Raw genomic sequence first — 15638 nt, forward strand, 5'->3', positions numbered from 1 at the left:
TGCGTGCACCGGGTACCCGGCGAGCCGGCTCAAGCAGTCTGTTGGGAGCGCTCGATGGCGTCGCTCACGGCGGCCACCACCTCATCGGCGGTCGCGCCTGGCGTCAGCACGGCTGCCATGCCCGCCTCGCGCATTGCCTCGAGGTCGCCGTCGGGCACGATGCCGCCCAGGATGACCGGGATGTTCTCGGCGCCGGCCTCGCGCAGGCGCTGGGTCACGAGCGGCATCAACGCCTCGTGCGCCCCCGACAGCATCGAGATGCCAATGGCGTCCACGTCCTCGTCGACCGCTGCGGCCACCACGCTCTCGGGAGTCTGGAACAGGCCGGTGTAGATGACCTCGAAGCCGGCATCGCGCAGCATGCGGGCCACCACCTTGACCCCGCGGTCATGCCCGTCGAGACCGAGCTTCGCAATCAGCACCCGAGACACGCCGGCGAGATTACCGGCGTGCACGGCAGGTCTGCCGTGCGGGCTATTGATCCATGAGTCCGGGGAACGGGATGGCCTCGGGCAGCGGACCGGTGATGACCGGCGCCGCGGCCTCCAATCCGGCGGCAAGCCGGAACGCCGTCTCCCAGCCGCTCGGGCGCGCCCCGAGCTGCGCGATTCCCACCTCCGCCTCCGACCGCAGCGCAGCAGTGTCGGGCGCATCGAAGCACTCATGCCCGATGGCACGGGCCAGCCGCACCACGGTCTGGCTGAGCCGGCTGTCGGTGGCGTCGGTGAGGATCATCACCTGCTCGAACGCCGCCTCCATCGCCGGCAGATCGGCATCGCGGGCGTGCGCCAGCGCCCGTGCCACCAAAGCGTTGCGCACGTCGACGTAGGTGCCGGTGCCGCTGGCCATGGCGAAGCGGGACTGCTCGAGGGCGTCAACCGTGCGCCCGGCGGTGGCATAGGCGATCGCGAGACACGAATGCAGGTAGGTCGACGGCAAGTCGGCAGTGGGCACAGCCTCGAGCGCAGCGATGGCGTCCTCCGCCTGGCCGAGCTGCGCCAGCGCAAGCCCCAGCGAGACGTCAAGATCACGCTGGCCGATCACCGCGGTCTGGTCAGGACCCCGTCCCGGCTCGCGCGGCCGATGATCGGCGGACTGCTCCCAGCCCGCTCGCGCCAGATCCTCGCTGACCATCTCGGGCTGGCCCATCTGCACCGCGGCACCGGCCCGCACGGCCCGGGCGAACCCCTCCAGCGGCTGGCCCGGCATGTCGCTGGCCCGCTGCAGGCATTCAGCCAGCATCGCCCGGCTGCGCTGCAGCTCGCCGACAGCCGCGTAGGCCCGGCCCAGTAGCCCCATCGCCTGCACCTCGCCGAAATCGCTGTGCACGTCGCGGAAGACCTGCTCGGCAGCCTTCGCCCGCTCCACAGCGTCTGCAGCCCGGCCCGACCACAGGCCGAGCGACCCCAGCAGCAGGTCCATCATGGCCTCGGTGAATCGCTCGCCCCGCTCGTGGGCAATCGCATGCACCGACGTCGCCAGCTCCTCGGCCTCGTCACGATCGCCCGCATGGAAGCGCAGGAATGCGAGCAGCCCCTCAGCCGTCGCCAGGCCGACCGTGTCGCCCAGATCCCCGAACCGTTCGATGGCGGTGGTGATGCGATTGCCGGCCTCGTCGATCAAGCCCTGCTCGAACGACAGCCACGCCAGATTCTGCAGGCACCAGGCCACGCCGCTCTCGTCGCCCAGGTGCGCAAAGGTGCCGTTGGCCTCATTGATGTAGCGGTCGGCACGCGCATACTCGCCGGCTCGGAGCGAAGCCAGGCCCCGCAGCCGCAGCGATTCGGCCGCCTCACGCACCTCGCCCAGGGTGCGGAACTGGTCCAGCGCATCGGCCAGCAGCTTGTCGGCGGCCGCGTGCTCGTCACCGGCCAGCGCCACCTCGCCCAGCACCCGCAGTCCGTGCGCTGCCGCGAGCCGGTTGCCGTTCAGCGTTGCGAGCGCACGCGCCAGCTCGGCGTCGGCGTGGGCGCCGTGCAGCTCCCCCAGCCGCAGGCGTGCAGCCGCCCGGCCCAGCGACATGTCGATGAGGCGCGGGTCGGCGTCGCCGAGCATCTCGATGGCGCGCCGGTAGAACTGCGCGGCGGCATAGTGGCTGTCGCGGGCAGCGGCCCAGGTGCCGGCGCGGCCCAGCCACTCGATCGCCACCTCGGTCATGCCGCCCTCGAAGACGTCGGCGCCATCCGCGCCGGCCTTTCCTGCGGCCGGCTGCCCGGCATCGGCCCCCAGCTCCACCGCCGAGGCGAAATGATCCGCGATCACGCCCACCGAGTCGCTGGCGGGGTCGTCCCGGTTCTGCGCCAGCCACAGCGCCACATCGAGATGCCGTTCGGCACGGTCGGTCTTGGTCAGCATGCTGTAGGCCACGTCGCGCACCACATCGCTGCGGAACGTCCACACATCTGCCTCGCTGGTGAAGATGTCCTTGTCGACCAGGCGCTGGAAGGTGGCAGCGTCGTTCTCGGCACTTGTGTCGGGATTCGTGGCCGCCGTCATCTCCAGCAGCTCGCTGGTCGAGCCGCCGCCGCCCAGCACCGATGCGGCGTCCACCAGCCGGCGCTCGGGCGAGCTCAGCGTGTCGAGACGGGCGGCAACCAGTCCCCGCAGGGTGTCGGGCATCTCCGCCAGCGAGCGCTCCTCATGATCGGGACGGGCGCCGGGCCCCACCACGCCCGACTCCCGCAGCAGCACGCACATCTCCTCCAGGAAGAACGGGTTGCCGCCGCTGCGCTCGTAGAGCTGATCGGCCAGGTAGGCGGGAATGCCCCCGCCCAGCAGCTCGGCGGCCAGCTCGGCGGTGGCCTCGCGGCTGAGCGGGTCCAGGTTCAGCACCACCGTGCTGTGACGGCCCGGCGGCACCGTCCAGCGCTGCTCGTCCACGTTCCAACGGGCCGTGGTGATCACCACGAACGGCTGGTTGGCCAGTGCAGCCAGCAGCTGCTCGAGCACGCTGAGCAGCCGTTCTTCCGCCCAGTGCACGTCGCTCAGCAGCAGTACCACGGGCTGGCGGCGCGTCATAGCTCCCAGGAATCGGCGCAGGGAGCGGAATGTGGCTTCGGCGCGCCACTCGATCTCGGCAGGGTCGCCGCTGCCCACCCGCCCCAGCACGGCGAGCACCACGTCGGTGATCTCGTCGATCTCCTCGTAGTTGACCAACTGGCTCTCGCCGTTGCCGTTGGTCGGTCGCAGCACGTCGGCCACCAGCGACGAGACACGCCGGGTGGCCTGCACGGTCGAGTCGCCGGCGTTCACCCCTGCTGCGGTGGCGATGGCGTCTCCCAGACACCGCAGCGGGTTGGTCTCGTCGTAGGGCAGCGCCATGCTCTCGAGCACCATCGCGTCGTGGCGGTCGGTGGCGCCGTGCGCGGCCTCACGGGCGAGGCGCGTCTTGCCCATGCCGGCCTCGCCCACGATCTGGCACAGCCCCGCACGCCTGCGGGCCACTGCGGTGTCGATCGCGGTCTCCAGCAGGGCATGTTCCAGGTCGCGCCCCACCAGCGGCGAGATCGTGGCGCTGCGGTGGCGGCCGGGCGGCGCCAGCTCGCCGCTGGCCAGGAAGACCGGCACTGGCTCGTCACGCCCGCGCAGGCCGATCTCGCCGCGGGGCGTGTAGTCGACGATGCCGACCGTGGCTGCCTGAGTCGTCGGCCCCACCAGCACCTCGCCGGCCTCGGCCAGCGTCTCGAGACGGCTCGCGATATTGACCGTGTCGCCCATGGCGGTGTAGTCGCCCCCGGCTCGCAGCGCACCCACCAGCACCTCGCCGGTGTTGATGCCGATTCGGATCCGCAGGTCGAGATTGCGTTCGGCGTTGAAGGCCTCCAGCGAGCGCTGCATGCGGAACGCTGCCCGCAGCGCCCGCTCAGGATCGTCTTCATGTGCCGTCGGCGCGCCGAACAGCGCCAGGATCGCGTCGCCGATGATCTTGTCGACGGTGCCCCCGAACGCGGTCACGTCGGCCACGAGCCGCTGGAAGCACTGGTCGATGAGATGCTTGATCTCCTCGGGATCAGCAGCCTCGCTCATTGACGTGAACCCGACCAGGTCGGCGAACAGCACCGTGACGACGCGCCGTTCCTCGGTAGAGACGAGCAGGTTGCCGCAGGTCGGGCAGAAGCGTGCGCCCTGCGGGACCTCGGTAGCGCAGGCAGGGCACGTCATCGCGGCATTCTAGAAACAGCGCCGGAAACGGGCCCGCCGATGTGACTCAGCTACTCGTGGGCAATGGCGTCCAGGATGTTCATGCGGCCGGCGCGACGAGCGGGCAGCACAGCTGCCAGCAGGCCTGCCAGCCCCGCAGCGGCCACGTAGATGGCGAGGGTTCCGAATGGCACATCCACGGTGGTGATGAACGAGTCCGGCGTGGCCAGCGAGCCCGCCACACCGAGGATCATGCCCACCACCACACCCATCAGGCCGCCGAACGTGGCCACGATGGCCGCCTCCCACCGCACGGCACGCCGCAGCTGGCGCCGGGTCATGCCCACCGCCCGCAGCAGGCCGATCTCGCGGGTCCGTTCGAACACCGACAGCGCCAGCGTGTTGGTGATACCGACCAGGGCAATCACGAACGACAGGCCCAGCAGCACCGTGATCACCGCGAAGATCGAGTCGACCAGGCTCTCGTTGGCCTCCCGGAACTCGGCTCGGTTCTCGGCGATCACACCCGGGTAGCCGGCGACGACCTCCGAGATGGCGGCCTGGCCCCGCTCAAGCAGATCGGCTTGAGCGACGACCACCGTTCCGAAGCGGTAGTCACGGCGGCTGAGGTGCTGCTCCCACAGTGCGTTGTCGATGAGCCAGTTGCCGTAGATGACAGCGTCGGTATAGATCGCCGCCACCGTCAGCGTCACCGTCTCGTTGTCGGGGAACGTCGCCTCCAGCGTGTCCCCGACGGCGACGCCGAGATCCTCAGCAGGGTCGACATGAAGAGCGACGCCGGTGAGCGGGTCGCCGGCGGCGATCGACCCCGAGATCACGCCGCCGTCCAGATGATCCTCCACCGCGTCGAAATCGGCGCTGACCAGGTCGCGGCTCTGGCCGCCCACAGACATCCCGCTGAATGCCACCCGGTAGCCGACGACGCTCTCGATGATGTCCAAGGCGTCGAGATCGTCCACGACCTGCGCCGGGAATCCGCTGGCGGGGTCGAAGGGCGACTGGTCGTTCCGCACAAAGAAGTCGGCGCTCACGGCATCCGTCAGCGCATCCGCCACGGTGTTGCGCACCGAGGCGCCGACGACCGCCGTGGTCGCCATCAGCGTGACGCCGATCATCAGCGCCCCCGCAGTCGAGGCCGTGCGCCGCGGGTTGCGGGCCGCGTTCTCGCGCGCCAGCTTGCCCGGCGTCCCGAACACTGCCTGGATCGGCTTCCCCAGCACTCGCACGACCGGCCGTGCGATCGCCGGGCTGGCGACATTGATGCCCACGAAGGTGACCAGCGCGCCGATGCCCGTCAGCGCCAGCACGGCGGTCGTGCTGCCGACCCCGGCCATGCCCAGCGCCAAACACACCACGCCGACGGCGGTGACCGTTCCGCCCACGGCCACCCGGCGGCGCCCCCCGCTGCGCTCGATGCGATAGTCATGAGCCAGGGCGGCGACGGGCGTGATGCGGCGTGCCCGCATTGCCGGCACGATCGACGACACCATCGTGACGCCCATCCCGATCACGATTGCCAGGATCACGGTGCGCAGGCTCAGCACGAGGGGACCTGACGGCAGGCCGAAGCCGCTCGCCCGGATGATCGCCCGCATGAGCATGCTCACCGCCATGCCGACGCCGATGCCGATCGCGGTGCTGAGCAATCCCACGACGGCCGACTCGACGACGATCGAGCGCGACACCTGCTTCGGCGTGACGCCGACGGCCCGCCACAGCCCGATCTCGCGCACGCGTTGAGTCACGACAATCTGGAACGTGTTGTTGATGATGAACGCCGACACGAACACGGCGATGAAGGCGAACACCAGCAGGATCGCGGTGAAGACGTTCAGGACGTTCTGGAACTGCTCCGTCTGCTCCTCGGCGGCGATCTCTTGAGTGATCACCTCGTAGTCGTCGCCGATCGCTGCACCGATGCCTGACCGCACCTCCTCGACCTCGGCCCTGCCGTCGACCAGCACCCGAATCTCCATGAGCTGGTCGCCGAAGCCCAGGAACTCCTGCGCAGTGTCGTTGTCGAACACCGACATGGTCTGCCCGAGGCTGGTGTTGGTGTCGGGCGAGCCGAAGTTGAAGATGCCGACCAGTTCGAATTGTCCTGCGCGGACCGGGCCGTTGACGGTGTAGGTCTCGCCGACCTGCAGGTTGTTGTTGAGCGCGGTGGTCGCGTCGACGACGAACTCGTGACCACCGGGCGCACGGCCTTCGATGACGAAGAACACCCGTGAGGAGTAGTTGAGCCCCAGCGTGGGAGGGCCCTGCGGCCTGATGGCGTTGCCCTCGCCGTCGACGATGACGACGTTGCGTGCCTGCACCGTGCCGGCGACCTCGGCCACACCTTCGATCGCGGCGACATCGGCCAGCAGCGAATCCGGAATCGTCGGCCGGTCCGTCTCGTTGCCGATCTCCTGGCGGGCGCGCACCGTCAAGTCGGTCTCGCCGGCGATGTCCTCCGCCAGATCGCCGAACGTCGAGCGCAGGCTGTCGGTGAGCGCGAACGTCCCCACCACGAACGTCACGCCGATCACCACCGACAGCGTCGTGAGCGCGAAGCGGATCTTCTTGTCGAGAAGGTTCCGGAGGGCGAGCTTCAGCACCGCGTCACCCCGAGATCTGGCTACTCGTCGGCGATCGCGTCGAGCACGTTCATCCGGCTGGCCCGGAACGCGGGGAACAGCGCGGCGATCAGCCCGAACACCACCGAGATCACGAGGAAGAACACGATCTGGCCGATCGGTACTGACACGCCGTCGATGATGTCGGCGGGAATCGCGGTGGCAGTGGCGACACCGAACGCCGCGCCCAGCACCACGCCGACCACGGCGCCGTACAGCGAGACAGCGGCGGCCTCCCAGCGGATCATGCGCCGCATCTGCCGGCGGGTCATGCCGACCGCACGCAGCAGCCCGATCTCTCGGATGCGCTCGAACACCGACAGCGTGAGCGTGTTCACGATGCCGACCAGCGCGATCAGCAGGGCGAAGCCAAGGAACACGTTCACCAGCACGAGCACGGTGTTGAGGTTGGACTCGATGCTCTCCTGGAACTCCTGGCGGTCTTCCAGCACTGCCTGCGGGTAGCCGTCCAGCACCTCGTCGATGGAGGCGCGGGCAGCCTCCGGGTCGTCGATGGCCGACTGCACCATCACGACATCGTCGAACTGGGCCGCCGATACCTGCTCGTAGAGCGCGCTGTCGATGAACCAGTTGCTCCAGAACCCGCTGCCATCGAAGATGGCGGCGACCGTGGTCGTGACGCGGTCGCCGCTGACGAAGGTCAGATCGACCTGATCACCGAGCCACAGACCGTCGTTCTCGGCGACGTCGCTGTGGATCATCAGGCCCGTCTGGGGATCGAAGCCGTCGAGGTCGCCCTCGGTCACGTCGATGTTGATCACCTCGTGGAGGTCTTCGATGCGTGCCGCCGTCAGGGTGGTCTCGATCACGGTCGGCACCTGCAACGCATCCGCTTCGATCTGCACGATGTCGAAATCGAATCCCACAGGTGTGCCGATGCCAGCGGCACGGATGTCGGAGCTGAGCGTCTTCGGCAATCCGGCCTGCGTGTCAGCCGTCACGATGAAGTCGGCAGTGAAGGCAGTGGACAGGCGCTCGCCGAAGGACACCTTGAGGGACTGACCCACGATCGACACCATCGTCACCAGCGCCAAGCCGATGGTGAGCGCGACCGCGGTCGCAGACGTGCGTCGTGGGTTGCGGGCGGCGTTCGCACGAGCCAGCCGCCCCGAGATCGGCATGATCCACACCAGCGGCCGCGCCAGCAGCGACACCACCGACCGGGCCACCAGCGGACTCAGCACCGACACCGCTACGAAGGTGATCGCGGCACCGGCGCCGAGCGTCGTGAGCTGCGGTGTCGCACCGTCGAAGTCGTAGAACAGGCCCATGCCGGTCAGCACCAGACCGACCGCCAGCAGCAGGCCGCCGCTTGCCAGCCGCTTCCAGCCGAGGCTGGCGCGCTCGTCGCTGGTGGAGCCCTCCGCCAGTCCCGCCACGGGCGAGATGCGCGAGGCCTTGATGGCCGGCACCAGCGACGCCACGACGGTGAAGCCCACGCCCACCACGAGGGCCCACAGCACGGTGCGCAGGGTCAGCGGCAGCGAGCCTTCGGGCAGCGATGCGCCGAGCGTGCTGAACAGAGCCCTCAGCCCGACCGCGCCCAGCATGCCGAGGCCCAGCCCGGCCACCGAGGCGACCACGCCGATGATCGCCGACTCGGTCAGCACCGACCGGCGCACCTGCTGGGGCGTGGCGCCGACGGCCCGCAGCAGCGAGAGCTCTCGCACGCGCTGGCCCAGCACGATGTTGAACGTGTTGGAGATGATGAACATGCTGACGAACAGCACGATGAACGCGAACACCAGCAGGATCGTCTGGAACGGCCCGATGAACGTCTCGGTGGCGTCGCTGAATTCCTCGACGGAGTCCTCCGCAGTGAGGACTTCGACGCCGTCGGGCAGCACGGCCTCGATGCGGCTGCGCACCTCGTCGATGTTCGCTCCTGCGTCGGCCCGGGCGTTGATCTGGTTGAACTCGCCGGGATAGCCGAGCACCTCTTGGGCTGTCGGCGTGTCGAACAGCGAGAAGACAGCGCCGATGCCGGCATTCTCGGGGAAGCCGAACTGGACCGTGCCCGTCAGGGTGAACTCGCGTGGACCGGTGGGTGTGACCACCTGGTACGTGCCGCCCAGCTCGAAGTCGTAGCTGTCGTCGCCGTAGGTGGTGACGTCGATGGCGAACTCCTCCCCGCCGACAGGCCAGCGGCCGTCGATCAGGAAGAACTGCGACAGCGACTCATCCTCGAGCCAGTTCCCGCCCGCCACTGGCGGCCCGAACGTGGTGACCGCTTCGCCGTTGCCGTCCACCGGGATCACGCCGTCCACGAACAGGCCGCCCTTGGCGATCTCCACGCCGTCCACCGCGGCGATGTCGTCGACGAGTCCGGCGGGCACGGCGGGTGCCACGGCTTCGGTGATGTCACCGAAGGGCAGCTCGCCGCGCACCGTGTAGTCGGTGCCGGTGTTGATGTCCTCGGCGAGCTGGTCGAAGCCCGAGCGCAGCGAGTCGGCAGTGACGAATGCCGCCACCACGAATGCCACGCCGATGACGATGGTGAGGGCCGTGAGCGCGAACCGGATCTTGTGCGCCAGCAGCGATTTGAGCCCGAGTCGCAGCATGCGGGTTCCCAGTCGGTTGAGTGCCGGTCGGCGTGGGCAGCGAGCCGGCTCAGGCGCCGAGCTGGTTCATGTGCGCGCGGATGCGCTCGGGCGTGGGGTCGTCGAGCTCGTCGACGATCTTGCCGTCCACCAGGAACACCACCCGGTCGGCGTAGGACGCTGCGACCGCGTCGTGGGTGACCATCACGACGGTCTGTCCCATCCGGTCGACGGCGCTGCGCATAAAGCCCAAAATCTCGGCGCCGGTGTTGAGATCGACGTTGCCGGTGGGCTCGTCGGCGAAGATCACCTGCGGTTTTCCGGCCAGCGCCCGAGCGACGGCCACACGCTGCTGCTGGCCGCCCGACAGCTCGCTGGGCCGGTGCTTGAGACGGTCAGCCAAGCCGGTGGCGTCGACCACCTCGTCGACCCAGCCGGTGTCGCCCTTGCTGCCGGCGAGGTCCATCGGCAGCATGATGTTCTCGATGGCGGTCAGCGTCGGCACCAGGTTGAACGCCTGAAAGACGAACCCCACGTTGTCGCGGCGCAGCAGCGTGAGGTCGCGTTCGGACAGCGTGGACAGGTCGGTCTCGCCGATGAGCACCTGCCCCTCGGTCACCCGGTCCAGTCCCGCCATGCAGTGCATGAGCGTGGACTTCCCCGATCCCGAGGGGCCCATGATGGCGGTGAACTGGCCGCTGCGGAACGACACGTCGATGGCGTCGAGTGCCCGCACAGCGGTCTCTCCCGAGCCGTAGATCTTGGTGGCCGCCACGGCTTGTGCGGCTGCGTGGTTGGGCGGAGCTGAGATAGTCGCCGAGTCGGACACTGGGCCTCCAGAAGTTCGCCAGCCAGCGGGCAACTCTACGCACGCCGATCCCCCGCCCACGTTCAGGTTTTCTTCAGGTTCGCAGCGTGGGGCCTCGGTATCCGGGGGTGAAGCCGTTCTCGACGAGCAGGTCGTGGATCGGGTGCTCGGCGGCGTCGGCGCCGTCGATGCGGCCCAGCTCGACTCTTGCGAGGCGGCCCGCTGCCAGGCCGTCCCGCAGTGCGTCGATCCAGCGCAGGTCGGCGGCGGCGTGCTCGAAAGTGTGCAGGGTGCGCCCGCCGCGATCCAGCATCACCAGCGGGACGCCGTCGGCCAGCACCACATGGCCGCCGGCAGTGCGGCTGGGCCTGCCGTCGCTGGGCGGCCAGGCGAGTGCCGCACCGTAGGGCTGGGCCGGGTCGGCTGCTGCCAAGAGCATCATGTCGCCGCTGCCCTCCCGGTAGTCACGCAGGCGCTCGACCGCAGCGGCGGTGGCGAACTGCGACGCGCCCAGGCCTTCGGTGAAGTGGCCGCGGCGCACGCTGCCGCGCTCCTCGAGTGCGCGCAGGATGCCGTAGGCCGCTGCGAAGCCCCCCGGATGGCCCTCGCCCAGCACACCCGGGCGGGTGACGATGCCATGACGTTCCAGCAGCGCCTGCGCTGCGCCGTGGGCCCGCTCGGTGGGCGACGGCGCCGGCTCACGCAGCAGCGAGGTCAGCGACCAACGCCCCGCCGCACTCGGCGGCCCGCCCGAGCGCAGCCGGCCCGGACGGCGGCGGGCTGGGCCCGAGCGGGTGAGCACCCCCGATCGGCCCCGACGAGCGCCCTGCCGCCCCGAGCCTGCGGCCCGGCCACCGCGGGGAGATCGGCCGGTTGATCTGTTTCGGCCGCTGCGGCGGGGTCCAAGGGATCGCAGCGGCGCCAGCGTGTCATTGGTAACCAGACCTGCCCACACCAAGTCCCACAACACGGCCAGCACCCGCTCCGACAGATTCTCCAGGTTTGCGGGCCGTGACGGCGCTCGCCCACCGGTTGCACTGCCGAGGGTTTCACCAGCGGGTACCGAGCTACCGGCCGGGGTGTCGCTGCCGGTGGCGCGCCCGTCACTGTCGGCAGTGGCGGCGTGCGCTGCGCTGAGCAGGTCGGGCCAGAAGGCGGCTCCGCGTTCGCCGAGGTGGGCGAGCACTGCCGCCGACACTGGGTCGTCGGGAGTGTCATCCGGCGTCGGTGCCAGAGTGGCGACTTCGTCGCGCCAGTAGAGCCGGACCCGGCCGTCATTGGGACCGAGCGATCCCGCACCGATCCACACCAGCTCGCCGCTGGCCAGCAACCCGTCCAGGTCGGCGCCGCTGTAGCGGGCGACCCGTGCGGGCAGCACATCGGTTTCCAGAATCGATGCGGCCACGGGCGCGCCCGCGAGCTGCGTGATGGCGTCTGCCAGCGCATCGCCGCCGCGCCTTGGCCGGTCGATGCTGTGCCAACCCGCCAGGAAGCGGGCGTACGCCTCGGGCGGCACCGGCTCCACCTCGTGGCGGAGCCGTGCCAAGGAACGACGCCGCACGGTTCGCAGCACCGATGTGTCGCACCACTCGGTGCCCGTGCCGTCGGGCCGGAACGCGCCGCGGGTGACCCGTTTGGCGGTCTCCAGCCGGCTGAGTGCCGCCGTGACGCGGATTGCTGGAATGCCCCAGCGCAGCGCCGCAGCCTCTGCCTCGAACGGTATGTGCGTTGCCGCGAAACGGGCCACCAGCTCATCCAAGGGATCGGCGCCCTCGACCAGCACGTCGTTCATGAACGCTGCCGGCAGCCCGACGGGCAGGGCACAGCCCAACGCGTCCCGGTACCGCGCTGCATCCTCCACAGCCACATACCGGACTTCGCCTGCGATGCGGAGCTCGACGGCCCGGCGTTCGGCCAGCAGATCGCCCAGCCAGCGCTCACCTGGAGCGGTTTCGGACTGGATCGCGGCAGCCTCGTCAACCTCGGCCGACCCGGGCGCATCGCCTTCGTGCTGCGGGGGCGCCGGGGCACTCGGCTCGCAGCGGTACGACAGCTCCTCGGCCGTGAGGTCGCCGACTCGGGCCAGCACGTCGGCGAGCTCGTCGGTACTGCGAGCTCGGCGCCCGTCGGCCAGGCGCTGCAGCTCCAATTCGAGCTCTGCCAGGACTTCGGCGTCGAGCAGCTCCCGCAGTTCCTCGGCGCCGAGAAGATCCGAGAGCAGGTCGCGGTCGAGCGCCAGCGCGGCGGCCCGGCGTTCGGCCAGCGGCGCGTCGCCGCCGTACATGAACACCGCGATCCAGTCGAACAGCAGGCTCTGCGCCATCGGCGAGGCGCCGTCGGTGTCCACGGTGACCATGCGGATCTTGCGCGACCTGATGTCGGACAGCACCTCCGCCAGCGCTGGCACGTCGAACACCTCTTGCAGGCATTCCCGCGACGTCTCGAGCAGCATCGGGAAGCTCGGGTACTTCGCCGCAACCTCCAGCAGTCCGGCGGATCGCTGGCGCTGCTGCCACAGCGGCACCCGCTCGCCGGGCCGCCGCCGGGGCAGCAGCAGCGCCCGGCCTGCGACTTCCCGGAAGCGGGAGGCGAACAGGGCCGTCGAGGGCAGCTGACCCACGATGGCCTCACGCACCTCGTCGGGATCGAGCGCCAAGTCCGTCGCATCCAGCACAGGCGCTCCGCTCGCGCGTGGCGAGTCCCACGCAGACCCGTTGGGGACCGCGCCGTCATGATCATCGGGCGACCAGACATCGGGCAACCGCAGCACGATCCCGTCGTCGCTCCACAGCAGTTCGACTCCGCCCATGCCGTCTGCGAGCGCGCCCCCGCTGTTCGCGCTCTGCTCGGCCAGCTTGGACTGCAACGCGATGCCCCACGGCGCATGCACCCGCGCGCCGAACGGGGTGAGGATGCAGATGCGCCAGTCGCCGATCTCATCACGGAAGCGCTCCACCACGATCGTGCGATCGTCGGGAATCACGCCAGTGGCAATGCGCTGCGCGTCCAGGTAACGCAGCACGTTGACCGCGGCCGAGCGATCCAGACAATTCTCGCGCTGCAGCTGTTCAAGCAGCCGAGCGGTCGGCTGGGCCGCCTTGGACGCTCGACGCAGCGGCGCAGTGTCGCCGCCGTTCTCCGACGACGGCTGGCTTGCCGGATCCACATCGCCGCGCCGAGCCATGACAGCGGCGCGCTCCGCTTCTGCATCGAGCTGCATCAGGTGGGATTCGAGATCCGCAGGCAGTTCGTCGCCGACCGTGCGGATGAACGCCCCCACGGCCCTGCCCAGCTCCAGCGGCCGGCCGGGCCCGTCGCCGTGCCAGAACGGCATCTTGCCCGGCTCCCCTGGCGCCGGCGTGACGACCACCCGGTCGAACGTGATCTCGGCGATGCGCCAGGTGGACGCTCCCAGCAGGAACGTCTCGCCCACCCGGGCCTCGTACACCATCTCCTCGTCGAGCTCGCCCACACGCGACCCGTCGGTGGTGAACACCGCATAGAGGCCCCGGTCGGGAATGGTGCCGGCGTTGGTGACCGCCAGCCGTCCGGCCCCCTGGCGAGCCCGCAGCATCCCGGTGGTGCGATCCCACACGATGCGCGGTCGCAGCTCGCGGAACTCCTCGGACGGGTAGCGGCCGGCCAGCAGGTCGAGCACCGAGGCGAACACCTCCTCGCTGAGCTGCTCGTACGGCGCGGCCCGCCGCACGACGCGCAGGATGTCATCGACCGACCAGTCGTCGACCGCCACCATGGCCACCACCTGCTGGGCCAGCACGTCGAGCGGCTGGCGCGGGAAGCGGATGGCCTCGATCTCGCCGGATCCCATGCGCTGCGCCACCACCGCCGCCTCGACCAGGTCGCCCCGGTGGCGGGGGAAGATCTTGCCCACGCTGGGCTCGCCGACCTGGTGACCGGCCCGACCGATGCGCTGCATCCCTGCCGCCACCGACGGGGGCGACGCCACCTGCACCACCAAGTCGACCGCGCCCATGTCGATGCCCAGCTCCAATGACGACGTGGCCACGATGGCGCGCACCCGGCCCGCCTTCAGATCGTCCTCGATGCCTAGGCGCTGCTCGCGGCTGAGCGAACCGTGATGCGCCCGCACCAGCTCGGCGCCTTCGGGCGGGGAGGTGCCCTCGGCTTCGGCCGCCCGGTTCAGCCCCTCCAGATGCAGCTCGTTCAGCCGGGTGGCCAGCCGCTCGGCGAGTCGGCGGGCATTCGTAAAGATGATGGTGGACCGGTGCGCATAGATCAGCGCCAGCAACCGCGGATGGATGGCCGGCCAGATGCTGTTGGAGTGGGTCTGCGGCGGCGCTGTGTTTGATGGAGCCACGGCGGGCGGCGGTGTGAAGTCATCGTCGTGATCGACGCGCACGGCGCCATTCGGCGCAGCCCCGGCGCTGGCGGCCGCCAGGTCACCCATGTCGGACACCCCGACGATGACCTCCACGTCGAGCTGCTTGGTCATGCCCGCATCGGTGATCTCGACATGACGCGACGCCGGCTCGTCGGGATCGTCACCGCCGAGGAACCGGGCCACCTCCGACAGCGGGCGCTGCGTGGCCGACAGCCCGATGCGCTGCGGCGGTTCAGCCGTCAGCTCGCACAGCCGCTCCAGCGACAGCGCCAGGTGGGTCCCACGTTTGGTGGCCGCCACCGAGTGGATCTCGTCGACGATCACCCACCGCACCCACCGCAGCGTCTCGCGCGCCTGCGATGTCAGCATCAGGTACAGCGACTCGGGCGTGGTGATGGCAATGTCCGGCGGCCGGGTGACCAGCCGCCGCCGCTCAGCCGCGCTCGTATCGCCCGTGCGCACCCCCACGGTCGGCATGTGCACGTCGACGCCCAGCCGCTCCGCGGCGAGGCTGATACCGGCCAGCGGCGCCCGCAAGTTCTTGTCGACATCCACCGCCAGCGCCCGCAGCGGCGACAGGTACAACACCCGCGTGCGCTCCGCACGATCCGGCTCGGGCTCGCTCATCACCCGATCGATGGCCCACAAGAACGCCGCCAGCGTCTTGCCCGACCCAGTAGGGGCAGCAATCAGACAATGCCGCCCCTCCGAGATGCTCTGCCACCCAGAAACCTGACACTCAGTAGGCGCCGCAAACGTCGACGCGAACCACTCAGCAGTAGGCGCAGTAAACGCCCCCAGCGCCGTGTGCATCCGACCCGCGGCGTCACTGTCAGCAGTCGAGCCAACCATCCGGGCCCATTACTACTGCCCCGGTGTCACACCCACCGCCTGGAAAGGCACAGATGCCACAGCTGCGGAGGCGGCAGGAGACTCTGCGACGTTGCGACCTGCCGGATCGCGGGAGCAGAGTCGCCTGCCGCCTCCGCAGCGGGCGCGCGAAAAAGCGCTGCCCTAGCTAGGGGGATTACACCGGTGAGTGACCAATAGCCGCGTGCTCGGCGGTCTCACTTTCCCGCTGAGCATCGGAAGCGTGGCACACCTTGGGGTGTTCGTCGCGCGTTCTG

6 protein-coding genes are annotated in these 15638 nt (G+C 69.7%); all 6 read right to left on the reverse strand.

Annotated elements, in window-relative coordinates; translation table 11 throughout:
• Positions 1-29 precede the first annotated feature (29 nt).
• Entirely contained in the window at positions 30-455 is a 426-nt protein-coding gene (locus ACOGI5_RS03190) for a cobalamin B12-binding domain-containing protein (RefSeq protein WP_419863027.1), read from the reverse strand.
• A gap of 19 nt (positions 456-474) precedes the next feature.
• Positions 475-4161 (reverse strand): adenylate/guanylate cyclase domain-containing protein, encoded by a 3687-nt coding sequence (locus tag ACOGI5_RS03195; RefSeq protein WP_419863028.1) that lies wholly within the window; start codon positions 4159-4161, stop codon positions 475-477.
• Positions 4162-4211: 50 nt separating this feature from the next.
• Positions 4212-6761 carry an ABC transporter permease gene (locus ACOGI5_RS03200; protein WP_419863029.1) on the reverse strand — a complete coding sequence of 850 codons (2550 nt, stop codon included), beginning with the start codon at positions 6759-6761 and terminating at the stop codon, positions 4212-4214.
• A 20-nt stretch (positions 6762-6781) separates the two neighbouring features.
• Positions 6782-9361 (reverse strand): ABC transporter permease, encoded by a 2580-nt coding sequence (locus tag ACOGI5_RS03205; RefSeq protein ID WP_419863030.1) that lies wholly within the window; start codon positions 9359-9361, stop codon positions 6782-6784.
• A 49-nt stretch (positions 9362-9410) separates the two neighbouring features.
• Positions 9411-10169, reverse strand: coding sequence for an ABC transporter ATP-binding protein (locus ACOGI5_RS03210; protein WP_419863031.1), 759 nt, complete (start codon positions 10167-10169; stop codon positions 9411-9413).
• Positions 10170-10242: 73 nt separating this feature from the next.
• Positions 10243-15324 (reverse strand): DEAD/DEAH box helicase, encoded by a 5082-nt coding sequence (locus ACOGI5_RS03215; RefSeq protein WP_419865423.1) that lies wholly within the window; start codon positions 15322-15324, stop codon positions 10243-10245.
• Positions 15325-15638: the final 314 nt, after the last annotated feature.

Source organism: Candidatus Poriferisodalis sp., assembly GCF_965208925.1.
Lineage (GTDB): Bacteria > Actinomycetota > Acidimicrobiia > Acidimicrobiales > Poriferisodalaceae > Poriferisodalis.